Genomic DNA, 24,845 nt, shown 5'->3' on the forward strand with positions numbered 1-24,845 from the left:
GATTATTTGCCGCCATCTTCAAAGGGCGGCAAATAATAATAACCATTAAAAATTAAATGGTTATAGGCCGTTACTGTGAATAATTAGAATGACGTTCTTATTCAATTTAGGGATGGGAAGTCACCCAAAACACCCCGGAATAATCAATCGCGGTATATTTTTTATGAATCATTTCCAAATCGGCCTGCGGATCCAGATCTGCAAATAATTCCGGGTGAAGAAACTTGGCAATCGCTTCCACCGCAACCACATTGAGCGGGCTGTCATAGAACTGATGATAGACCGCCATCACTTTCTTATCCTGCACCGATTTCAATACGCTAACGCCCGTACGCTCCATCAAATGTGCCAATTTTTTCTGTGTTGTCCCTGCATCCGTGTTGTAGCCCAAAGGTACAGCGACCGAACCTTTGTGACCGCGACTCCAGTCAGCCCCTGTCATCAAATAGAAATCAGGATTACTGACAATAAGTTGCTCGACGTTAATCTCTCCGCCCATTTCCGCAAACAGTTGGCTACCAATATTATTTCCGCCCGCTTCAGCAATAAATTGCCCAAAACTCCCCTTACCGAAAGTAGAACAACATTCCTCACCGGTCATCCCGGCATGGCGTTCAATGAAGACACTAGGACGCTGTTCCGGTTTCAGCGTTGCCACTCGTTGTCGAATTAAATCAAGGCGTTGCTGATAGAACCGCACAAAATCTTCAGCGTTCTTTTCTTCGCCAAACACTTTGCCGAGTAGCTGCATGCTGGGGACAGTATTGGTCAACGGTTGCTGGCGAAAATCAATAAACAGTACAGGAATACCGGACTTATCCAGTTGGGCTAATACACCACTGGCTTTAAGCTTTGCCAGCAATCCGGTATCAAAAATGATGAGGTTAGGCTGCAATGATACCGCTCGTTCGACGCTAAAATCCGTCACGTAGGGGTTATCAAACATAGGGATATCATTCACTTCCGGGAATTTTTTGGCATATGCCTCCACCAAGTCGGCGGCTTTCACTTTCAGTGAATTATCCCAAGCAATGATACTTTTAAGTGGGGTTTGCGGGTGAAGAATATTCAGTGCCATCAAAGCTCTGGCATCAGCCAATATCACGCGAGAAGCTGGCTGGGCTAATGTCACCTGCCGGCCAGCAATATCAGTCACCACAATAGGTGTGGCTAAAACAGAAAATGAGGCCGTTATCGTGAAAAATATAGCGACGGATAATAAAAATCGGCTGACAGTATGACCTAGCATGAAATGTCCTTTGAAAAATAAAATGCTTTCCCCAACAGATTCCGAGTTGTCGCCTAGCGACAACTGAGCGAACTCAACAAGTTGAGATAACTCAATGAATTGGGCAAATAATGGCAGACAACAGCTCTGCATTTTAAAAAATGATGAGGAGAATGATAATCCATATCATTTCATAACTTGAATCATTCTCTGCGCTATGGCGATAAATTCTTTTTAATGGCATTTACCGGTGTTTTTCTCCATCACAGAATATTTTGTTGCTTTGCTAAACCGATTCTTCTACTTTTAGCAGCAAATAGAATTGATGAAAGTAGGGGTTTATCATGGAAAATACCATTTGGGTTTTAGGCGATGCAGTTATTGATCTTGTCCCAGAAAATTCAAATAGTTACCTAAAGTGTCCGGGCGGTGCGCCAGCCAATGTTGCTGTCGGTATTGCCAGACTTGGCGGGAAAAGTGCCTTTATTGGTCGGGTTGGGCAAGATAGCTTTGGCCACTTTATGCAGCAGGTGTTGCAGCAGGAAAATGTTGATACCCGCGCAATGAAGCTGGATCCACAGCATCATACTTCGACGGTGGTGGTTGATTTAGATGAGCACGGTGAACGCACTTTCACGTTCATGGTAACGCCAAGTGCTGATCTATTCCTACAACCTGATGATTTACCTGAATTTAAACCTAACCAGTGGTTACATTTGTGCTCTATCGCTTTAAGTCAGGAACCTTGCCGCAGTACCGCATTTGAGGCTATGCGTCGTATTAAAGCTGATGGGGGATGGGTCAGTTTTGACCCCAATATTCGTGCTGATATTTGGCGTCAACCACAGGAGTTACTCCCCTGCCTGCAACACGCATTGCAGTTGGCTGATGTAGTCAAGCTGTCTTTGGAGGAGTTGAATTTTATCTGCCCACAGCAGGATATCGCGACGGCTATGGAGCAACTCATGGCTGACTATTCTTGTAAATTACTGCTGGTCACATTAGGGGCTGAGGGGGTTTGGGTACATAACCGCCGTGGCCTGCAAAAATATCCGAGCAGGAAGATAACCCCGATAGACACCACCGGCGCGGGCGATGCTTTTGTTGCTGGGCTGCTGGCAGCGCTGGCACAAAAACCAGACTGGCATCTTAGCCCAGACCTTTCTGCCGTCATCAGCCAGGCACAGGCTTGTGGTGCTTTAGCCACGACTGCCAAAGGTGCTATGACCGCGTTGCCGAATGCGCAAGAACTGGCCTCATTCTTACAATGCAATCGCTAACCACTTAAAAAGTGACCGGATGCCGTCCTGAGTCAGCATCCGGCTTCCTCTTTAACTTGGTCAATTTTGCTAAACACCCTGTTTTGCCTGATATCTCCCCCTTTCACCACCTCATGTCACACGCCATATCACTCGATTTGCAGTCCAGATCACAATAGCTGAATCGGGTTAGCAAAATGTTTTGCTAATCCCCAAGGTTCACCCTTATGTTAGCCATGAAAAACCGGTTTAGCTGTTTAGCATAAATACAATCAATCACATACCGAGTGATATAAAAATGATGATAAAACCAAGCTATCTTGCTGTATCAATAGGACTTATCCTTTCTTGTGCAGCGACCTCCGCCTCAGCAGCCTCCTCTTCGGACAGGGATATCGAAGCCCGTCTTAATGCTTTAGAACAGCGACTACAACAAGCTGAACTTCGAGCAAAAAATGCAGAATTACGTGCCGAAATAGCAGAAAAACAAGCGCAAAAACTAGAAACTCGCACACTGGCGGCGGAAGAAAAAACCGTTCAAGTCGCTAAGCGTACCGAGAAATTAGAAAGCAAAACACAGAACGACAATGGTTTTGAGTTTCACGGCTATGCCCGTTCCGGTTTGCTGATGAACAGCTCCGGTACCGGTACACAAGGTGGCCCTTATGTTTCCCCAGCCGGTAGCACCGGTGGAGCCATAGGCCGTTTAGGCAATGAACCCGATACTTATGTTGAAGTCAATTTAGAGAAAAAACAGACGCTGGATAATGGCGCGACCACTCGCTACAAAGTGATGCTGGCCGATGGCCAGCGTAGCTATAACGACTGGACAGCCGACAGCAGCGACCTCAATGTCCGTCAGGCTTTTGTCGAGTTGGGCACCTTGCCAACGTTCAACGGTATCTTCAAAGACAGTACCCTATGGGCAGGTAAACGTTTCGATCGCGATAACTTTGATATTCATTGGCTCGATTCTGATGTCGTCTTCCTCGCCGGCACCGGTGGCGGTATTTATGACATCAAGTGGACTGATAATCTGAAAAGCAACTTCTCGTTATATGGCCGTAATTATGGTGAGATTGAAAATGTTAACAGTGATATTCAAAGCTATATTTTCACCACTAATAACTATATTGCCGTAAATAATGGCGGTGGTAAGTTCCAGTGGATGCTGAGTGGTCTACGCGCCAAAGATAATGAAGCACGTCAGAATAGCGGCGAAACCGTCAATACTCATGCGGCGGATAAAGGTGTCCACAGCATGGTGGCCTACCACGGCGACAGCTTCTATGGGTTACGCGAAGGAACGTCGAAAACCGCGTTACTGTATGGTCATGGCTTAGGGGCCGAGGTGAAATCCATTGGTTCCGATGGCAATCTGACCAGCGGTGCCGATACTTGGCGTCTGGCCTCTTACGGTACTACGGCACTGAGCAAGAATTGGAGCCTGGCACCCGCTATTTTAGCCCAGCAAAGTAAAGATCGTTATGTTGCGGGCGATAGCTATAAATGGGTGACATTCAATGCCCGTCTGCTCCAAGAGATCACCGAAAACTTTGCACTGGCTTATGAGGGCAGTTACCAGTATATGAATCTGGACCCGCAAGGTTATAAGGATTATCACAAAGTCAGTGGCGGTTTTTATAAATTGACCTTTGCCCCAACCTTTAAAGCTGGAGATATCAGTAATTTCTTTAGTCGACCAGAAATACGTGTCTTTGCCACCTATATGGATTGGAGCCAAGACTTGGATAACTACGCCAAGGATGATGCCTTCGGTAAAAGCGATTTCGCAGCCGGTGGCCAGTGGAACTTCGGTATTCAAATGGAAACCTGGTTCTGATAATCCCCCGTCGTGTGCAGGGGGTTGGCTGCTGCGACGGGAAACCTAATTGATGACAATTTCGCGATAATATCCTGCGGGCGTAGATAAACCACGGCACAGGACGCGGAATGATTATGCGAGGGATATAATGAATATTAATGAGACCGCAAAGGCTCTACTCCCGTTGCTCGGCGGTAAAGAAAATATTGTCAGTGCAGCCCATTGCGCTACCCGCCTGCGTTTAGTGCTGGCTGATGACACGTTGGTACAAAAATCGGCAGTAGAAAAACTTGAGGGAGTGAAGGGCTGCTTCAGTAATGCTGGGCAATTACAGATTATTTTCGGCACCGGGCTGGTGAATAAAGTTTATGCTGAATTTATCAAAGTCGCGGGCATCAATGAATCCAGTAAATCAGAAGCGGCTGATGCCGCAGCGCGGAAACTGAACCCATTCCAGCGCATTGCTCGCCTGTTATCCAACATTTTTGTTCCTATTATTCCAGCAATTGTAGCCTCTGGCCTGTTGATGGGCTTGCTCGGCATGGTGAAAACCTATGGCTGGGCCGACGCTAACAGCGCGCTATTTATTATGCTGGATATGTTCAGCTCCGCCGCCTTTATCATTTTGCCGATTTTGATTGGTTTCACCGCCGCTAAAGAATTTGGTGGCAACCCTTATCTGGGCGCAACACTGGGCGGCATTTTAACCCATCCGGCACTCACCAATGCTTGGGGAGTCGCTGGCGGGTTCCATACCATGAATTTCTTTGGTATGGAGGTGGCGATGATTGGCTATCAAGGCACGGTATTCCCAGTGCTGCTCGCGGTGTGGTTTATGAGCATACTGGAAAAGCGCCTGCGCAAAGTCATTCCAGATGCACTGGATTTGATCCTCACGCCGTTCCTCACCGTGATCATCACCGGCTTCGTTGCATTGCTGTTTATCGGCCCTGCCGGGCGAGTACTGGGGGATGGAATCTCACTCATACTCAGCACATTAATTACGCATGCCGGTTGGCTGGCCGGATTACTGTTCGGTGGGCTTTATTCGGTGATTGTCATAACCGGTATCCATCATAGTTTTCATGCTATCGAAGCAGGCTTACTGGGCAATCCGAATATCGGCGTTAACTTCCTGCTGCCGATTTGGTCAATGGCGAACGTTGCACAAGGCGGGGCTTGTCTGGCGGTCTATTTTAAAACTCGTGATGCCAAGATTAAGGCGATTGCGATCCCGTCGGCATTTTCTGCCATGCTGGGGATTACCGAAGCGGCTATTTTCGGGATTAACCTGCGCTTTATAAAACCGTTCTTGGCGGCGTTGGCAGGTGGGGCATTCGGTGGCGCATGGGTGGTAGCAAATCATGTCAATATGACGGCCGTTGGCTTAACCGGAATTCCGGGTATCGCCATTGTTCAGGGCAACTCTATTGTTAACTATCTGATTGGGTTGGTGATTGCCTTTGGCACCGCCTTCGTTATTTCTTTGCTCCTTAAATACAAAACGGACAGCGAATAATGCAAGAAGCCAGTTTACTTAAACATCTTACGCTGGCAGTGATGCGCGGTCAGATTCGCGCATCCCAAGACCCACATCGGCCAGACTGGCATCTGGCCCCCTGTGTCGGGCTGCTAAATGATCCCAATGGGTTTATTTATCATGCTGGCTTTTATCATCTGTTCTATCAATGGAACCCACTGGATTGCCGCCACGGCAGTAAATATTGGGGCCACTGGCGCAGCACTGATCTGGTGAATTGGGAACATCAACCCGTGGCTTTAGTGCCTAGTGAAACCTACGAAAGTCACGGTTGTTACTCTGGTTCTGCCGTCATTGCTGATGGCCTCATCACCCTGATTTACACTGGCAATGTGAAATATCCCGATGGCTCTCGTACCGCATTCCAATGTCTGGCACAGGAAAATGAGCGGGGAGAATTCGACAAACTGGGGCCTGTGCTCCCACTACCGGCGGGTTATACCGGCCATGTCCGCGACCCCAAAGTCTGGCAGCACGACGGCCTGTGGTACATGGTGCTAGGGGCGCAAGATAAGCAACTGCAAGGCAAAGTTTTACTACTACGTTCAGATGATTTGCATCAATGGCATAATTTAGGCGAGATTGCTGGCTCTGGCCTCGGTGGTCTTGGGCCTTTTGGTTATATGTGGGAGTGCCCGGACTTATTTAGGTTAGCTGAGCAGGATGTTTTGCTCTTCTGCCCACAAGGCATTCCGGCTGAAGCTGAACATTATCGTAATACTTTCCAAGCGGGCTATCTGCTCGGCAAATTGGATTATTCTCATGCAACGTTCAATCATCAAGATTTTCATGAACTGGATGCTGGTTTTGAATTCTATGCACCACAAACCACACTAGCCGCAGATGGTCGTCGTCTGCTATTCGGCTGGATGGGTATTCCAGATGAAGATGAGCTATATCAGCCAACCGTGGCCTATGGCTGGATCCACACCATGACCTGCCCGCGCGAGTTAAGTTTGCAAGGAGGCAAACTGACTCAGCAACCCGCTCGCGAATTAACCGCGCTGCGCCGCGAATATCGCCAGTGGCAAGGTCGCGCTCAAGATGCACCACATTTTTCCATCAGTAGCGCTGAAATGGTTATCGACGTGAACGCGCCCTTTGCTCTTGAATTAGGCAAAACGCTCATGCTGGAATGGGATGGCTCTCGCATAACGTTAAGCCGCAATAACCTGCGCACCGGGTTACGGGAGTTCCGCTACTGGCGTGGACAGTTGCAGCAATTACAATTACTTTGCGATCGTTGCAGCATAGAAATCTTTATTAATCAGGGGGAAGCCGTAATGACATCAAGTTACTTCCCACCAGAGCCGCCGCAGGCAATATTGACCGGAAGTGCCGAACTGTGCCTGCAACACTGGTTGTTGTCTTCGCCCATGTTAGAATGAGCTATCTTTCAAGGCGACAGATTCACTCAGTGAAAAACAATAACCGGTGAAAAACAACAAACGTATTACCATCAACGATATTGCCAAGATGGCGGGTGTGTCGAAGTCGACCACCAGCCTGGTGCTCAATGGACGCAGCAAGGAATATCGTGTTTCAGATGAAACGCGGGATCGTATTATTGCCTTGGCAAGCGAACACAATTATCAACCCAGTTTCCACGCCCGTTCACTACGCTCAAGCCGCAGCCATACTATCGGGCTTGTGGTGCCGGAGATGACCAACCACGGTTTTGCCCTGATTTCTCGTGAGTTGGAAATGCTATGTCGTGAAGCAGGGTTACAGCTACTTATCGCCTGTACGGATGAAAATCCCGGACAGGAAATGATGGCCGTTAACAGTCTGGTGCAGCGTCAAGTCGATGGTCTGATTGTGGCCTCCAGCCAGCTCAATGACGGTGAATACCAAAAAATTAATGCTCGCTTGCCGGTCGTGCAAATGGACCGACTTATTGGTGATTCGGATTTGCCACTGGTGATCACTGATTCCGTGGCCTCTACCACTGCATTAGTTGAAAACGTAGCCCGCCAACATCCTGATGAATTTTACTTTCTCGGTGGTCAGCCTCGCATCTCCCCGACTCGTGATCGTTTAGCCGGTTTCCAGCAAGGCTTACAACAAGCGGGAGTTAAATGCCGCCCGGAATGGCTCTTGAATGGCCATTACCTGCCCAGTTCCGGCTATGAAATGATTGCCCAGCTTTGTGCGCAATTAGGCCGCCCACCCAAAGCGGTATTTACGGCGGCCTGCGGTTTATTGGAAGGTGTCCTGCGCTATCTTAACCAGCATCAATTAATGGACAGCGATATACATCTTTGCAGCTTTGATGATCACTATCTTTTTGATTGTTTGCCATTGAAAATTGACACTATCGCGCAGGATTGCCAAGGGCTGGCGCGGCATAGCTTTGAGATGATCACCGCCTTGATCGCCGAAACACCACTGGCACAAAATCGGCTGATTCTACCGGGGCAGATCCATTGGCGTCATCCGGGATCAAAGGCGCTAAATGAGTCACATTGAGCCGACGACGACACCGGCGCTAATCGGCTCATGGCAGCGTTGCCAAAAGCTGATGCAAGCCCAGCAATGGCGCAAGCCACACCGTGCCGTCGGGGCAACGTTCCAATCCATTTGTCAGCGAAAAAATGACTTGCTGGTGCTAGGCCAAGCGGCATTGGAAGATGCCTATGAATATATGGAATCACGCCACTGCGTGCTTTTAATTCTCGACGAAAGTGGTTGTACCCTGTGGCAATGCGGCCATCCGCAAACCATCAGCCAATTACGAGAGTTGGGGATTGATTGTGGTAGCTATTGGACCGAAGGACTAATGGGGACCAACGCCCCCGCGCTGGCCATTTCTGAAGGCCATCCGGTACAAGTCAGTGGACAGCAACATTTCAAGCAAGCACTGCATCCTTGGCGCTTTTGCGCCACCCCCGTTTATGACAACAGTGGCCGCCAACGCGCAGTGATTGTATTGGGCAGTTTACTGAACGATAACGCCGCCAGTGACTTGCCGCTGACGCTGGCGATTGCTCGTGAAATCGGTAATTACCTCCACGCCGACACTTTACTGGCCGAGACAAACCGTCATCTCAATGAACTTAATGCCCTGCTTGATGGGGTTGAAGATGGCGTAATGGCATGGGATCAACGTGGCTGTCTGCTGTATCTTAACCGCCGTGCAGCCGCAATTTTGCAACTTGATGAAACCAGCAGCCTCGGTAAGCCGGTCACTGACTTGCTCACCCTCCCCGCCTTGCTGACTCAGGCTATTTTGCATCGCAATCCCCTCAGCCATGTGGAAGTGACCTTTGAAAACCAACAGCAATTTATTCCCGCGCTGCTGACCCTTAAGCCCATTCCTGATGGCGATCGCTGCGGTTTTATTGCCTTGCTGCATCCACAAGAATTACTGCGCCAAATGGTCCACAATCAATTAGGGCGTGCCAGTTATACCTTTGACGATATGCCCGTCGCATCACTAGAAATGCGCCGTCTGGTACGTTATGGCAAACAAGCGGCGAAAGGCCGACATCCTATTTTATTGCACGGAGAAGAAGGCGTCGGCAAACAACAGCTAGGGCAGGCCATCCACAATGCCAGCAGCCGCGCAGATGGTCCGTATATTGTGTTGAATTGCCAAGCATTACCGCAAAATCTGATGACAAGGGAGTTTCTTGGCAGCGACGTCAGTGAAGGCGAATCCGGGCAACCCAGTAAATTTGAGCTAGCCAATGGCGGCACACTTTATCTGGAGCAGGTTGAATATTTGTCGCCAGAAATGCAGTCAGCACTGCTGCAAATCGTCAAAACCGGCATGGTGATGCGGGTGAACTCCAATCGGGTGATTCCGGTGGATGTTCGGATAATTACCGCCACCGGCGCGGACCTGCCATTGTTAGTAAAACAAGGGCGCTTTCGCCGCCAACTGTTCTATACCTTACAATCTTTTGAGCTGCATATCCCGCCCTTACGCCAACGCCAACAAGACATCCCGCTGCTGGTTCAGCATACACTGGCAAGTTTAGGACAACATTTTCACTGTCAGTATCAGCCCGATGACAGTGTTATCCGACAGTTATGTCAGTACCCTTGGCCGGGCAATGATCAAGAACTAAAAAGTGTGGTCGAGCGAGCTGCCATGGCGTGTCGTAACAATCGCATTAATCTCAATGATTTGCCGGAACATTTGTTAGGGGAAAAACTACTACTGGAACCGGATATGCCACAGCCCCAGCCGGTTCTATCACTGCAAGAATTAGAAAGACAGGCCATTATTCGTGCAGCCTTAGTGTGCCAAGGTCAGTTGAATGAAATGGCGGCCTTATTAGGAATAGGCCGCACAACATTATGGCGAAAAGTGAAACTCCACCGGCTGGATATCCATCAATTTAAAGGGGGCGAATCTCTGCCCGTGTAGCCTTAATTCACGGTCCAATCAGGAAAAATCATCGGCAAAGTGAAGGCTTTAAGCTGTTCAGCAGATAACTGACGACGCCCTGCATTCATTTCAGCGCCCGGCCCTGTACTGTTTGCTTCAAAGAAACGGGAATCTTGCGGATAAAACCAAATTTTCTCGCCTTGCTTATCTTTACCAGACATTTTATCCCAACCGTAAATATGATCATCCATCGTCGTATTGATAAATACAGCCTGACCGATTGCCGCCGGATCAGCATAACGCCCATCGTCAAAGGTGGTTGTTGGATGCCATGGCCGCCCTAAAGCAAAACTTTTGGCCGGTACACCCGGTTCTTTTGTCAAACGACTATTTATAAATATCAAACCGTAAGGTGACGTTTTTAATGTGCTGGGCGCGGTAATATAGCCATAGGGTGGCTCAATATCACTGCGGTCACGCGCCACAATATTACAGTTATCAAATACGGTAATACCTGAACCAAAAATAAAATCAACGTGACCACTGATTTCACAATCAGTGAAATAGCTCCGGCTACCTGTTTTGCTATAAAGCGTATCCTGATAACCCTCTAGCTTCACTTTTTTGAAACGTGCTTTATCACTATTTTCGGCTAATAATAATGCTACCGCTTGGGTATCTTTTAATTTCGTCGGATCGGTATCTGCTTTTTTCTTATTGGCAGGGAAGTCAAAGTCATTTCGAATAGTGAGATCTTCGGCAGTAAAGTTTGGCGCATTCACCAATACGGTACTGCTGCCTGACGTTCCCCATTTTTCACCTTGTGGGTTGAGCATGCCTGCGGCAGTGTTTGCGCCAATCACTGTGCCATCACGGGTTTCCCCCTTCAGTGTGATATGACTGCGTGTGATCTCCAACCTTTCAGTGTAAACCCCATCTTTAAGGAAAATAATAAACGGAGAATTATCTGCCGGGGCTGACTTTACCGCCGCATTAATCGAAGAAAACTCATTTCCCTGAGGAGCAGTAGACACGACAGCATTATATTGCGCACGGGCCTCACCTAATACCGCAAATGATACCAACCCCAACAATAGGGTTTTACTCATAAAATGAATCGGCATTTCATGATCCTTAAAGAGGAATACCGCCAGATTAAAATAACCTTGCGTTATTATTGACTTTAGAAAGATAATTTAAATATTAGAAATGCATAATACATAAAATGAAACGCAGTTCCATTTACATAGATCACATTATTGAGAATAACCTAAAAAGAAAGGAATAATTAATTTTTGACGAGAAATGTGCGCGAAATAAAATAATATAAATTAATATCCATTATTAATAAAATAACAAGATAACTGGAAAAATCAGATTTTAGCACCGTAGTGTCGTGGAATAGCATAGTTAAGCGTGATGTTCCGGCAGACAGCCGCTCTGAGCGAGCGCGGCTGTCTGCCGATGATCTGGATCACTGAAGCTTAAGCACTCCGACGGTTGTATCTAATATTGCAATTTGCCCATTGCGACTGCCATCAAGACACCCCTCCGCCCCGACTAGCATTGGGATATCCAACTCTTTTGCCAAAATAGCACTGTGGGACATGATATTCCCCTGACTTAAACAGATGCCTTTGACTTGTTGGTGATCAAGCCCAACCATCTGCGACGGGAATAACTCTTCAGCTACGAGTAAAATCTCACCACAGACTGAAAGTGGAACCGGGGGTAGCCCTGTTAAATGACCTAAGGTACGATTCAGAATATCGCGAATATCCAATTCCCGGACACGCAAATAATCATCATCCAGTGCCTGATAATCAGCCACCATTGCCATCAGTTCATCCTGCAATGCCGACTCTGCACAAATCAACTGCTGTGTTATCCGTGCTTTTATTGCCAAGTGAAGTTCTTCGTCATCAATTAGCATGGCATGCGCATTGAAAATAGCTGCGGCCTCAACGCTAATCTGCTGTTCTGCCTGCTGTGCCAACTGCTGTAAGTCAACGGTGGTTTGGGCCAAAGCCAAATCCAGACGCTGTTGCTGATCCACCACTTGTCCGGCGTGAAGCGTTTGCGGTAAAAAAACAGGTTTGGCAGGTAACCACTGCAACACAGGGGCATGAATCGCACCGCGAGGAACCATCACGCCAGTAAATCCACTATCACTGGTGGTGGTAACAGACTCCCCAAAATGCTGATGAGCCAGTTGCAGGAATGCATCCAGCGCCTCACCTGCTTGCGCACCACTGGCGAGCAAACGAATGGTATCGCCCTTACGGACTTGCAAAATAGCTAACTGGTTTAAGCTGCGTGGATTAACACATTGACCATTTTTTTCCAGCAGTAAATCTGCCGTAAAGGGGGCGAGCACTTCGACCAATTTAGCTGCAGGCCGCACATGCAGCCCATTAGGGTTGCGCACCACCCAACTGACACTCTGCGCGTCAGGCGCAACTTTAGCTGCTACAGCACTAGCGGCTGTGGGTATCGTGGTATCTTCACCTAATTGAGCGGCTTTTGCTGTCAGAGCACTCATCGCTTCAGCACACACCTCGGCCAGTGATGCCCCAGATGATGCAGCCACCACAGCGGCCAGAGTCCCTTCGACCAGCGGGGCGGCGCAGAGCCGCACATTTTGTGCCATCTCTGGGTCCAATAATTCCAGTGCGGTTTCTGCACTGAGCAGCGCACTCCCTAAGTCCATCAACACCAGCACACCTGATGGAGAATAAACCGACTCAATGGCCTCCATCACTTTAATGGCATCCGTGCCGATAGGATGATCTCGGTCGTCTACACCGGCGGCTATCGCCAACTGGCAGCCCCCCTGTGTCATTTGCTGTGCCAGTTCAGCCACACCCTGAGCCAGCAGCGCGCTATGAGAAACTACAACGAGATTGACCATCTTTCCTCCTGATAAACTTGTCGGTTGCGCCATATTAGTGGCTGGCAACCTGCCATAGGGCCTGCATCATTAACATCGCAGATGTTGCCCCAGGATCCTGATGACCAATACTGCGTTCGCCAAGATAGCTGGCGCGGCCTTTACGGGCTTGCATAGTGATAGTCCCTGCCAGTGCCTGCTGGGCACGCTCGACGGTTTGCTGTAACGCATCCACCAGCGGCACGCCTTGCTGATTGGCTTGCTCAAGTTGTGCCACGACGGCCCACCAAACATCACACATGGTTTTATCGCCCGGCTCAGCTTTGCCACGCATAACCACCCCTTCCACACCATCTTTGAACATCTGACAAACCGCAGCCAAGTCCAAACTCTGTTTGGCATTAGTGCTCTGCGCCGCACGGATAAAGAATGTGCCAAATAAGGGGCCACTGGCTCCCCCAACACTGGAAAGCAGAGTCATACCGGTATTTTTCAGGATGAAGCCAATGTCTTTATCAGCAAATGAAGGTAATTTCTCGACCACTTTATTAAAGCCGCGATTCATATTCAGGCCGTGGTCACCATCGCCGATCTCAGTATCCAACTGCGTCAGAAAATCACGTTGCTCGCTGAAAACTTCAGCGCAAAGTTGCAACCAACTGACAATTTGCTGTTTGGTAAGTCCCATGGTTTTCTCCAGACACATTATTTTTTAGCGATATCGTTTTTCTAGATATACCGTTTTAAATATTTTTTCTCAGCGCAGGTGTATTCACCGGGGCATCCCACAATGACAGCAGTTCATCATCCACTTTCAGTATGGTGATAGACATGCCCTGCATATCCAGAGAAGTGCAATACGAACCAATCAGGTTGCGCTCAATGGTCAAGCCAAAATCAGCGCAACAAGCGGCCAGGCGATGCCAGACACCGTAAAGTTCAGATAGCGGTGTCGCTCCCAGATTATTCACCAGCACGATCACGCGATCACCTTTCGCCAATGGCTGTTTAGATTGCTCCGTTTCACTCCAATCTCCCGCTTGTCTATCCCACTGACGTAACTTGCGCTTATAGCTACCGTGTTCGATTAAAGTCTGGAACATGGCATCCACCGTGTCATTCAACGAAGTGAATGGGCGGCGTTCAATGCCGGGCTCACCATGGATCCCCACCCCAAACTCCATCTCATTTTCAGCCAACGTAAATGACGGTTTACCCGCTGCTGGCACAGTACAAGCCCCCAGCGCGATGCCAATGGAATGGCCCTGATTATTTATTTTCTGACCGAGTGCAACACATTCATCCAATGAATCGCCCCGAGCTGCTGCCGCCCCCAACAACTTTTCGATAATGACAGTATTGGCTACGCCACGCCGTCCTGCGGTATATAGGCTGTCTTTGACAGCGACATCATCATCAATCACTAAGGTGGCAACCGCCGTACCATCGGCATGCAGCAGTTCTGCGGCAGTTTCAAAGTTAAGAATGTCGCCGGTATAATTCTTAATCAGCATCAACACCCCTTGCCCGCCATCAATAGCTTGACCGCATTCATACATTTGATCAGGAGTGGGCGAGGTAAAAATCTCACCAGGGCACGCACCATCCAGCATCCCTTCACCGATAAAACCGCAATGCATTGGCTCATGACCACTGCCGCCGCCAGACATCAATGCCACTTTACCTTTCACCGGCGCATCTATTCGCGTGATGAAAAGCGGTTCCTGATGCAATACCAACTCAGGATGGGCCTCAACCAGCCCCTGAATTTGTTCCTGTAATACACTCTCAACGCTGTTAATTAATTTTTTCATTTTATGCTCCGCGAACGGGAATGCCGGAAAATTGAGCTGCCGATGATGAGGGCACCGGCAAGCTCAGTCAGTTAGCTTGTCTATCATCGAAATCAGTTAAGGAAGGCCTGTCCTAAACTGTCAGCTACGATAATTGCGGCGTAAACACTGTCTGGTGTGACGGCAAATGGCATGTTGTGAATAGTTTCACCCTCTGCACAACTGGCTTCGGCAACGGCACGAATTTTGCGCTCGATATCCTGCGAAACGCCCATTTCCGCCAAAGTAATAGGTAAACCCAGTTGCTGGCAGAATGAGAGCACGGTTTCAATCTCTTCCATGCTGCTGTTTTGCAATACCAACTGCGTTAGGGTGCCGAAAGCCACTTTTTCGCCATGGTATAAATGATGGCACTCTTCCAGCACAGTAAAACCGTTGTGAATAGCATGAGCTGCCGCCAAGCCACTGCTTTCAAAACCAATACCACTCAGATAGGTATTGGCTTCAATAATGCGCTCAACCGCTTCAGTCACCACTCCCGCTTCTACCGCCAGCTTGGCTTTGTAACCCTCTGCCAGCAATGTTTCGTAGCATAAACGGGCCAGTGTGACCGCCGCTAAAGTTGACGCACCACCCGCCATGCTAATGGCTTTGGCATCAAAACAGGCTTGCGCTTCAAAATAAGTAGATAGCGCATCCCCCATGCCAGCGACCAGCAAACGTACCGGCGCTTTAGCAATAATCGTGGTATCCATCAGCACGATGTCAGGATTTTTCGGGTAAATCAGATATTCAGCAAACTCACCTTGTTCAGTGTAAATCACCGACAGTGCGCTGGTTGGTGCATCGGTGGAGGCAATCGTCGGCACGACAACCACCGGGATATGCTGATAGTGAGCAATCGCTTTTGCTGTATCGAGCGTTTTCCCACCACCAATACCAATCACCCCATTGCAATGGTGTTTCTTCAGCTCGACGGTCAGGCGCTCTATTTCCTGACGAGAACATTCACCATTAAAACGGCTGAAATGACTGTCCAACCCACTGGCTTGCAAACTTGAGCCGACGGTATCAGCTGTCAGCTTCATCACAAAATCATCAGCAATGATAAAATAGTTATTTGCCAGTAACTTAGCAAACTCACCAATGGATTGAAGTGCATTGGCACCTTGAATATATTTAGACGGAGATTGAATGACTTTCAGCATACCTTGCTCCTATAGCGTAAGAGATAACATCATAATGAATAATTTTTAGGGTCAATTTGATGAAACTGGAACCACTATAAGCGCAAAAAACAAGCTGAAAATGGGTGGCGAAAACGTTCCATAATGAAACATCAATGACGGAATGAGGTTTCATATTGGAACAATAAGGCTAACGTTTGGGAACAGGAAGAGAAGTAGCGCACAATTTGATTTTGTGTATGAGTTAATATTACCGCCCCCAGTCGAGAGGATCCTCTGTAGCCCAATAATTTTCTTTCGTTGCCCTCTTAACATTAAAAATAAAACCTGACTAAATTACTTATTTTGTACATAGAAAAAATGTCAGAAGCATATAAAAAGAAACTCTTAAAAATTAAACTTAATATTGTATAAATTGAGAAAATCACTTAGCCTATTTTAGTCATTTATTCAAATCGACTAAAGTTAACTACTCAATAAAATTCAATCTAATAAACTCAATAGGATATTTATAATGAATAAAGTATCTATAGAACCAAGCCTTTCATATCAATCTAATGATGCTTATACAGGCCCAGTCAATCCTGTGTAGCTATTACTTTTCATCTCAATTGGCAGTTAGACTGGCTGACTGCCATACCTATGGATAATTATAATAAAAATGAAAACAACTGATCCTTTTATTTTTATAGCAATAATTAGTGGTAAATTAATTTTATGGGATTATAGACATCATAATCAATATGAGATAAATAGTGATTATATAAAAAGAATTAAAGAACTTGCTAATGGCGATAAATTTACTGATTCCTTAATAGATAAAAACATTATGGATAGTAAAATATTAGATGGAGATGATAGAGATATGTTTTATTGGGGTTGGGATTGCCTCTCAAAAATATTTCACATTGGAACTCAAGTTATCTTAGACAAAGGAATGGAATTACCAACTGATGACAGTTATGAAGGCTATGTAAATTACTGTGCATCAATCGCAGATAAGATTCCTGAATTAGACTACCAACGCTCAGGTGAGACAATTCCATTACCAAAGCCAGACAAGAATTTCTTATTTGATAAGAGGCTGATGGATACATTATTTGCGCGAAAGACTAGCAGAGAATTCAAAAGAGAAACAGTTTCATTGCAAGAAGTGGCCGAGGTTTTATTCTGGACCTTTGGTACCCCTCACGGTTCAAAGCGCACTGAAATGGAAGTTGCAGGACTAAAATCTATCGGTTATCGCCGCACCTCACCATCAGGAGGTTCCCTACAAACAAGTGAAGCTTATTTGGTTGCTTTAAATATAATTGGATTAGCATCAGGAATATATCACTATCAGTCTCATAGACATGAATTGACGCTAGTCAGTACCGATATCAATGGGGAAAAATTAGGGAGCCTGCTTTGTGCCCAAATGTTTGCCAAAGACTTAGCTTTTGGTATTTTTATCACATCATGCTTTAAAAAGATGTGGTGGAAATACCCTCACTCCAGAGCCTATAGGGTCGCATTGTTTGATATAGGCTGCTTAGTTCAAACATTTCAACTAATCACCACTGCCATGCAGTTAGGCTCTTGGCCAACTGGCTATTTTTTGGATAGGGAAATAAATAAGCTACTTGGTGTAAATGAAGTTGAAGAATCTGTAATGTTCTTCTTAGGCGCGGGGCCAAGTTCGGGTTCCTCTTTTTCCCCTAAGTTGCTTGAAACTATAAAACGTCAAACTAGTCATGGGGAAAGTAACCAATGAAAATTTTATCATTTAAACCAGGGCATGATGGCAGTATTTCTTACATTAAAGATAGCAAGCTAATTTTCTCTCATGAAGCAGAAAAAGGCTCTGGATTTCGTTATTGTAATATTACTACTGAGTGCATTATTGAAGCTCTATCAACTATTAATGATGCCCCAGATATTATTGCACTTAGTGGTTGGTCATCCGGTAATAATCCACATAATCATGATATTGGTGCCGGTTACTTTGGGCTAGAATTGACCAAGCCGGTGAAAATGAATTTTCTTAAACATGATGTGTTTTATTTTACCTCTTCTCACGAACGTTCACATTTATTATGTGCCTATGGTATGTCACCTTTTCGCCAAGGAAAACCTTGCTATGCACTTATTTGGGAGGGACATATTGGTTCATTTTATTATATAGACCAACATGTTAGAATTAAAAAACTAGCTGATATTATTCCTGATATAGGTATTCGTTATGCTTTTTCATATGGCATTGCTGATAAAACCTTTCCATTTACTCAAGGCCAAGTAAGGCTGGGTGATGCTGGTAAAATAATGGCTTTGGCGGCTTACTGTAACAGGGAGGAAATATCAGCTCAGGATGATGAATTAATATCCTATTTATTATCAACACCATTGAGTTATGAAAAACTATGTAAGAATCAATTTGTAAAGTCACACCTATATAATATAGGCGTCGAAAGTGATGTTTTTAAGCAATTTACAGGGCATTTAACTGATGCAATATTTGCAAAATTTTATACCGAAGTTAAAAAAATAGTTAGTAAGAAATTACCATTACTGATAAGTGGTGGTTGTGGTTTGAACTGTGATTGGAATAGTAAATGGCTAAATTGTGATTTATTTGATGATGTTTTCATCCCGCCCTGCACTAATGACTCTGGTTCTGCCATTGGTACAGCTATTGATGCACAATATTATTTTACAGGTAATGCTAAAATTGATTGGAGTGTTTACTGTGGCCAGATTTTCAATGATGATGTGATTGATATTGTTGGGCTTAAATATGAAAAATTAGAATATCCTAATGTCGCTTATGCTCTGGCAAAAGGTGCTGTTATTGGTTGGGTTAATGGCAAAGCCGAAATTGGCCCAAGAGCATTAGGTAATAGATCAATATTGGCAGCACCATTTAGTAAAACCACATTAATGCGTTTAAATACTATAAAAAATAGAGAATCATTTAGGCCAATTGCTCCAATTTGTTTGCAAAGTGATGCATTAAAATATTTTGATTTAAAGAAACCCAGCCCTCACATGCTATTTTTTTCTCATGTTTTAGATAGTTGCCTTCAAGCTATTACTCATGTTGATAGTTCATCCAGACCACAAACAGTTAATAGCGAGCAAAACAATAATATATATCAACTGATTTTAGCTTTTAAAAAAATAACAGACTATGGTGTGTTATGTAATACCTCACTCAATTTTAACGGAAAAGGCTTTATTAATAAAACAAGTGAGTTAGCAGAATATATGCAGCAAAGAGGGCTTGATGGTTTTGTTGTCAATGATCGGTTTTATACCAAAAAACATTCACATGAAAATAATAAGAAATCATTTTAATGCTAAAACTATTTCTTATAGCTGGATTCCCTTCTTTATTTTTATCCCGAATACTTAACTCTATCGCAGTTTGGGTTGATTTTACCCTTATATTCACTGTAATGAGTTTTCATTTTAATGCTCCGGCCTACCAGCTAGGGATAGCAGCGGCATTATATGGTTTTCCTGGATTATTATTAGGGCCATTTATTGGTCAACTGGCAGATAGATACTCGCCAGTGGTAATATTATTAACGAGTTCTTTTGGTCGATTTGCAACCTCTCTATGGCTTGCTACATCAACTCATCAGGAACTGTTTTTACTTGGAATTCTTCTAAAAGGAATCAGTAACTTAGGTGCAAGCCCTGCTGAGCAAATACTTATTAGGGAGTTATTAAATAAAGAACAAATATTACTTACTGTCGCACTTTGCAATATTATTGATCAATGCATAAAAATCATTTCCCCACTATTTGTCTCTGCCATCTCTGCCATAGTAAATTTGCAAGGGGGGTTTTATTTAACCGCCGTTATGGCGCTAATTACAGCATTACTATCTATAAGAATGGGCTTTATTATTGGATGGGTTAAAAAATCAATTATTGTCACAGAAACTCTACCTAACTTCAATCTAGTATATAATATCATTAGGAAAAGCTCTATATTGTTTTCTTCTTTCTACGTCGTTCTGGCCGCCTCACTTACATTGGGTTTATATGATTCCATTCTTTCTATTTTATTAAGAAATCAGGGATTTGGCCCAGGTACATTTGGCATTATCGTGAGTAGCACCGCTGCTGGTGCTATTTTATCGGGCTTTTTATTCAAGAAAATATATGCATTATTTAGCAACCAATGGTTGATGATTTGTGGGCTTATTGGCTTCAGTGTCACTGTACTCAGTGCCGGTACTCTCTGTTTGATTTTTGATAATCTCCATCTTTATATTTTCTGCACTATTTGGTTTATTAATGGTTTTTGTTATGCGTGTATTGTGATGTCATTTAGCATTGTTTTACAAAATGAAGCGCCCACAAATATGTTAGGTGTCATTTCAACCAGTTGCCGCAGCGTACAATTAGCCACACTGGTTGCCGGCCCGGTTATCGGTTCCGGTGTTGCTCATTATATCGGCATCCCTATGACATTCGTTATCGCGGGCAGTACTGGCCTTGCGATAGCAGGATATTTATTATTTACCCCCCTAAAAAAGATCACCAAATAAAAAAGCAGCCCCGAGAATTGGGGCTGCTGAGATCACGGCAAACTGAGTGATACGATGAGCGAGTTATTCACTCACCGGCTCATCATGCACTTTTTCTTTAGGTTCTGGGTTCATACTGCTGTAAATCACTGGCAAGACCAGTAATGTCAACACGGTGGCGAAGCCCAGACCGAACATAATAACCACCGCCATACTCTGGAAGAAGGCATCACTCAACAGCGGTGCCAGCCCCAGAACAGTGGTAAATGCTGTTAGCATAATGGGCCGTAGACGGGCGGTAGAAGCATCGATAATCGCTTCACGTAGCGGTTTTTCCTGCCGCTGCAAACCGATCTCTTCAACCAATACAATACCGTTACGAATCAACATCCCACTCAAACTTAATAGCCCTAATAGGGCCATAAAGCCGAACGGAATACCCGTCAATAAGAAGCCCACTGTCACTCCGATCAACGCCAATGGCACTGTCAGCCAAATAGCCAGCGCATTGCGTACAGAGCTGAACATCAGCACCGTGACCACGAACATAATCAAGAAGGCGATAGGTAGACTGATGAAAATACCTCGTTGAGCTTCCTTGGTACTTTCGTAGTCGCCACCCCATTCCAGTTCATACCCGCGTGGTAACTGCACGGCTTCCACTCCCGGTCTAATGCGTCGCAATAGCTCCGCCGAGGTCTCGCCACCCTGTTGAGTCGGATCCGTTTGCACCGTCAGTGTGCGCTTACGATCCAGACGCATAATCAGTGGATCTTCCCACTCGGTTTCAAAACTGGTCACAACGTTATCAATCGGGATAAAGGCTTGGCGTGCCTGGCTCCACACCATCACGTCATTAAGACGTTCTGCATTAAGCCGCTCAGAATCTGGGGTGCGTAACACAATCGGCATTAGGCGTGTGCCATCACGGTACAGCCCCACCGGTAGACCACCAAAACTCATGCGCAACGTGCCATCTACCTCACGTTTATCGACACCCAGTTCACGGCCCAAATAATCAGAGAATTGTGGCCGGATCATTTTGCTACGATCTTGCCAGTCATGCCTTGCACCATCGGCCATCGGATCAGCAATGATCGCCTTTTCCGCTTGTGCGGCCAGTGAACGCAGAACCTCTGGATCCGGACCAATAAAACGAGCTTCGATGGAACTGTTGTTTGACGGCCCAAACATGATGCGTTTTATCTGCGCATCAACTTGCGGGTATTCGTCATGCATGTAGGATTCGATTTCATCAATCAGGCCCGGTATTTGGTCAAGCTGCTCAGTACGAACCATCACCTGCGCATAGTTAGGATAATGACGCTGGGCATTGTAGGTCAGCATAAAGCGCATTGCGCCCTGACCAATCGTCGCCATGGTGTCAGCCACCCCTTCTTGCTGTTTGATATACTGCTCAACTTTATTTGCCACCCCTTCGGTATAACTGATATCTGTCCCATAAGGCAGCCAAATATCAACAAAGAAGATAGGGGTGTTTGAGGGGGGGAAGAAGCTCTGGCGCACATTGCCAAACCCAACCACCGATGCCGCCAACAGGGCTGCCAGCAGTACCAAAGTGATGGTGCGGTGTTGCAGTAATTTGCCTAAAACCACACGATAATAACGGAACAACCAACCATCATAAGGTTGCTTGGCTGGCTTATCCGCATCGGCTTGTACTGGCTTCTGATTCTCAAATGCCCACTTGGCAAAGACCGGCGTCAGTGTCAGTGCGGTGAACCAACTCAACATCAGCGAAATCAGTAATACCTGGAATAAGGATTTACAGTATTCACCGGTGGCATCATTGGACAGGCCGATTGGCGCAAAAGCCAGAATAGCAATGATAGTGGCCCCCAATAATGGCATCATTGAGCGCTTGACCACATTGCTGATAGCCGTAAAGATATTTTCGCCGCGCTGGCGGCCTACCACTATCCCTTCCACCACCACAATGGCGTTATCTACCAACATACTGAGCGCGATAATTAACGCGCCTAACGATACGCGCTGTAGCTCGATATTAAACAGCCACATAATCAGCAGTGTGCCGAGAACATTAAGTGCCAGAGAAATGGCGATAACTACACCACTGCGGACCCCCATAAAAATCAGCAGGGTGACAACAACAATTAACAATGCCAGCAAGAAGTTCAGGATAAAGCCGTTAACTGCCCCCTCAACTTCATGGGATTGGTCATAAAACACATTAATGTGCATGCCTGATGGACGTTCGCCTTCAAGCTGTGCCAGCCGAGCTTTAATGGCATTACCCACATTGACAACGTTGACGTTCGGGGCAAATGAGATCCCCAATGCCAACGCTGGCTTACCATTAGCGCGATAAATGTTGGTGGGTGAATGACCAAAGCCCTGTGTCACCGTCGCGATGTCACGAAGATAGACACTTTTCGGGCTGCCGGGCTGGCTGACCAATAAATTCCCCAACTCTTGTACGCTTTGGAATTCACCAGTGGGATGCAAACGAATCGACTCGCTGCCCACCTGTAACTGACCAGCATCAGACACCACATTCTGACGACTCAGTAAGTCGGACAATTGCTGCGGTGTAATGCCAGCGGCCGTCATTTGGGCGCGGGAAATCTCTACCTGCACTTCTTCTGGCAGAATACCGACAATCCCCACTTTCCCAACCCCGGGCACCAAGACCAATTCACGCCGCAATTGTTCGGCAAAATTGCGTAAATCCTGGTTACTGTAGCCATCGCCCGTGAGCGAGAAGAAGAACCCATACACGTCGCCAAAGTCGTCGTTGACCATTGGGGCACTCGCCCCCGGCGGTAAGCGCACACTGTTGTCGTTAATTTTACGCCGCAACTCATCCCAGATTTGCGGTAACTCATTCGCGCCATATTGTGCGCGAATATTGATAGTTATTTGCGATAAACCGGCACTGGAAATCGACGTCACATCATCTACATAGGAGAGTTCTTGAATAGCATTCTCCAGAGGTAACGTCACTTCCTCCTCAACCTGCTGCGCCGATGCACCATCATAGCGGGTCACTACCACCGCCGTTTTGATGGTAAAAGCCGGGTCTTCCAGCCTACCTATATTGAGATAGGCAATAATGCCACCAATACCCAGCAACAGAATCGTTAGCCAGATACGTGTATTATTATTGATGAAATTATCAGTCAGCTTCATTAGAGGCCCCGCTCACGTACCCAAGCCCGAACAATTTGATTTGGACGAAGCTCACCCGTACCTGCGGAGACAATTTGCTCGCCATCAGCCAACCCGGAAGTGATTTGAATACCGTTTGCCGTGAGTTGACCCACTTGTACTTTGCGCTCTTCGACATGCATCTGACCATCCTCATTTTTGATAACCCAGACCCGTGCATCATTGAGCTGTGCACTGTCAGGATTAAAGACCGCTTCAACCGGTACGATAATGGTGGGATGGGCAGTACCAGACAGATTGCCGGAATTGATTCTCACCCGGCCACTGATACCTGAAAGCAATGGCATATCTGGCGGGCGTTTCATGGTCAACGTCACTTGGAAAGTCTGGGAGGCGGAAGTCGTCGAGGTGGTATGTTCTTTATATTCAGCAATAAACTCGCGCCCCGGCAGGTGATTTAGTAATACCGTTGGGGTGTAATTGCGATTGCTGATGTCCAGTGTGGTAAATAGACGCTCGGGTACACTGAACACGACATCTAGCGTATCCAATGCACTTAATGTTGCCACTGCTTGACCTGGGGCCATGACCTGATGGTTACGCACATTAACATTGGCAATAATGCCATCGAAAGGTGCGGTAATGGTGGCATCACTGAGTTCTTTTTGCGCAATTTCCAACGCAGCGCGAGCAGATTCCATCTCAGCACGGCGGACGTCCAGCTCGGCACGTGAAACTGCACGTTGCCCTTGTAATGTATTGAAACGGTTGAATTGATCTCGTGCCAGATTAAAAGTTGACTGACGATCCCTGACTCGTAAGTTCAGATCAGTGTCATTAAGCATCGCAATTCTCTGACCTTTTTTGACCTGCTCACCTTCACGCACCCACAATTGTTGTAGCTGCCCGCTGCGTTTAAAGGAGAGTTGAGTTTCATCACCAGCTTGTAATCGTGCCGGGAAGTAACGAGTCCCATTTTGCCCACTGTCTTCAACAGTAAATATTTTAACCGGACGCACACTTTCCACGACTTCAGGGGGAGTTCTGTCGCAAGCAGCGAGAAGAAACGTTAATAGCAGAATGACTACTGTTTTTATCTTCACTATAAGATCTCATTGAG

The 24,845-nt window shown here is 46.3% G+C and carries 17 protein-coding genes; 9 read left to right on the plus strand and 8 right to left on the minus strand.

Features of this window, described 5'->3' with window-relative positions; genetic code table 11:
- Positions 1–106: 106 nt before the first annotated feature.
- Positions 107–1,249, minus strand: coding sequence for an ABC transporter substrate-binding protein (locus HUZ92_RS06575; protein ID WP_145579638.1), 1,143 nt, complete (start codon positions 1,247–1,249; stop codon positions 107–109).
- A 323-nt stretch (positions 1,250–1,572) separates the two neighbouring features.
- On the opposite strand from HUZ92_RS06575, the gene HUZ92_RS06580 reads away from it, so the two are divergent.
- The 6 genes from HUZ92_RS06580 to dhaR all read left to right on the plus strand — a co-directional run bounded on the left by HUZ92_RS06580 (position 1,573) and on the right by dhaR (position 10,227).
- Positions 1,573–2,508 (plus strand): aminoimidazole riboside kinase, encoded by a 936-nt coding sequence (locus HUZ92_RS06580; protein WP_050100030.1) that lies wholly within the window; start codon positions 1,573–1,575, stop codon positions 2,506–2,508.
- 277 nt (positions 2,509–2,785) lie between these two features.
- Complete coding sequence (locus tag HUZ92_RS06585; RefSeq protein ID WP_072086644.1) at positions 2,786–4,330, plus strand: carbohydrate porin; 1,545 nt, start codon at positions 2,786–2,788, stop codon at positions 4,328–4,330.
- 130 nt (positions 4,331–4,460) lie between these two features.
- Complete coding sequence (locus HUZ92_RS06590) at positions 4,461–5,831, plus strand: sucrose-specific PTS transporter subunit IIBC (protein ID WP_050100028.1); 1,371 nt, start codon at positions 4,461–4,463, stop codon at positions 5,829–5,831.
- On the plus strand, positions 5,831–7,240 hold the full coding sequence (locus tag HUZ92_RS06595; protein ID WP_050140895.1) for a sucrose-6-phosphate hydrolase: 1,410 nt from the start codon (positions 5,831–5,833) through the stop codon (positions 7,238–7,240). Before HUZ92_RS06590 ends, HUZ92_RS06595 begins: the two co-directional genes overlap by 1 nt.
- A 46-nt stretch (positions 7,241–7,286) precedes the next feature.
- Positions 7,287–8,321, plus strand: coding sequence for a substrate-binding domain-containing protein (locus tag HUZ92_RS06600; RefSeq protein ID WP_050100023.1), 1,035 nt, complete (start codon positions 7,287–7,289; stop codon positions 8,319–8,321).
- Positions 8,308–10,227 (plus strand): dihydroxyacetone kinase operon transcriptional regulator DhaR, encoded by a 1,920-nt coding sequence (gene dhaR, locus HUZ92_RS06605; protein WP_145579637.1) that lies wholly within the window; start codon positions 8,308–8,310, stop codon positions 10,225–10,227. The genes HUZ92_RS06600 and dhaR overlap by 14 nt, the downstream gene beginning before the upstream one ends.
- A 2-nt stretch (positions 10,228–10,229) precedes the next feature.
- On the opposite strand, the gene HUZ92_RS06610 is transcribed toward dhaR, so the two are convergent.
- The 5 genes from HUZ92_RS06610 to HUZ92_RS06630 all read right to left on the minus strand — a co-directional run bounded on the left by HUZ92_RS06610 (position 10,230) and on the right by HUZ92_RS06630 (position 16,079).
- Positions 10,230–11,312: a pectinesterase family protein gene (locus tag HUZ92_RS06610; protein ID WP_050296342.1), complete on the minus strand. Its 1,083-nt coding sequence runs from the start codon at positions 11,310–11,312 to the stop codon at positions 10,230–10,232.
- A 350-nt stretch (positions 11,313–11,662) separates the two neighbouring features.
- The gene (gene dhaM / locus HUZ92_RS06615) at positions 11,663–13,099 is read right to left on the minus strand and encodes a dihydroxyacetone kinase phosphoryl donor subunit DhaM (RefSeq protein ID WP_145579636.1); all 1,437 of its coding nucleotides are present in this window, start codon (positions 13,097–13,099) and stop codon (positions 11,663–11,665) included.
- 34 nt (positions 13,100–13,133) lie between these two features.
- Positions 13,134–13,766 (minus strand): dihydroxyacetone kinase subunit DhaL, encoded by a 633-nt coding sequence (gene dhaL, locus HUZ92_RS06620; protein WP_050100015.1) that lies wholly within the window; start codon positions 13,764–13,766, stop codon positions 13,134–13,136.
- 55 nt (positions 13,767–13,821) lie between these two features.
- Positions 13,822–14,892: a dihydroxyacetone kinase subunit DhaK gene (gene dhaK / locus HUZ92_RS06625; RefSeq protein WP_050100013.1), complete on the minus strand. Its 1,071-nt coding sequence runs from the start codon at positions 14,890–14,892 to the stop codon at positions 13,822–13,824.
- A gap of 92 nt (positions 14,893–14,984) precedes the next feature.
- Positions 14,985–16,079: a glycerol dehydrogenase gene (locus tag HUZ92_RS06630; protein WP_050100011.1), complete on the minus strand. Its 1,095-nt coding sequence runs from the start codon at positions 16,077–16,079 to the stop codon at positions 14,985–14,987.
- Positions 16,080–16,719: 640 nt separating this feature from the next.
- Here HUZ92_RS06630 and HUZ92_RS06635 point away from each other — a divergent pair.
- Genes HUZ92_RS06635 through HUZ92_RS06645 form a run of 3 tightly spaced genes read left to right on the plus strand, consistent with a single transcriptional unit; the run spans position 16,720 to position 20,596 of the window.
- Positions 16,720–17,811, plus strand: coding sequence for a SagB/ThcOx family dehydrogenase (locus HUZ92_RS06635; RefSeq protein WP_050140898.1), 1,092 nt, complete (start codon positions 16,720–16,722; stop codon positions 17,809–17,811).
- On the plus strand, positions 17,808–19,391 hold the full coding sequence (locus tag HUZ92_RS06640; RefSeq protein WP_050100009.1) for a carbamoyltransferase C-terminal domain-containing protein: 1,584 nt from the start codon (positions 17,808–17,810) through the stop codon (positions 19,389–19,391). Before HUZ92_RS06635 ends, HUZ92_RS06640 begins: the two co-directional genes overlap by 4 nt.
- Positions 19,391–20,596 (plus strand): MFS transporter, encoded by a 1,206-nt coding sequence (locus HUZ92_RS06645; RefSeq protein WP_145579635.1) that lies wholly within the window; start codon positions 19,391–19,393, stop codon positions 20,594–20,596. The genes HUZ92_RS06640 and HUZ92_RS06645 overlap by 1 nt, the downstream gene beginning before the upstream one ends.
- Before the next feature lie 63 nt (positions 20,597–20,659).
- On the opposite strand, the gene HUZ92_RS06650 is transcribed toward HUZ92_RS06645, so the two are convergent.
- Positions 20,660–23,746, minus strand: a complete 3,087-nt coding sequence (locus HUZ92_RS06650) for an efflux RND transporter permease subunit (RefSeq protein WP_050140900.1) — start codon at positions 23,744–23,746, stop codon at positions 20,660–20,662.
- Positions 23,746–24,828, minus strand: a complete 1,083-nt coding sequence (locus HUZ92_RS06655; RefSeq protein ID WP_050100003.1) for an efflux RND transporter periplasmic adaptor subunit — start codon at positions 24,826–24,828, stop codon at positions 23,746–23,748. Before HUZ92_RS06655 ends, HUZ92_RS06650 begins: the two co-directional genes overlap by 1 nt.
- Positions 24,829–24,845: the final 17 nt, after the last annotated feature.

Source organism: Yersinia vastinensis, assembly GCF_902726565.1.
Lineage (GTDB): Bacteria > Pseudomonadota > Gammaproteobacteria > Enterobacterales > Enterobacteriaceae > Yersinia > Yersinia vastinensis.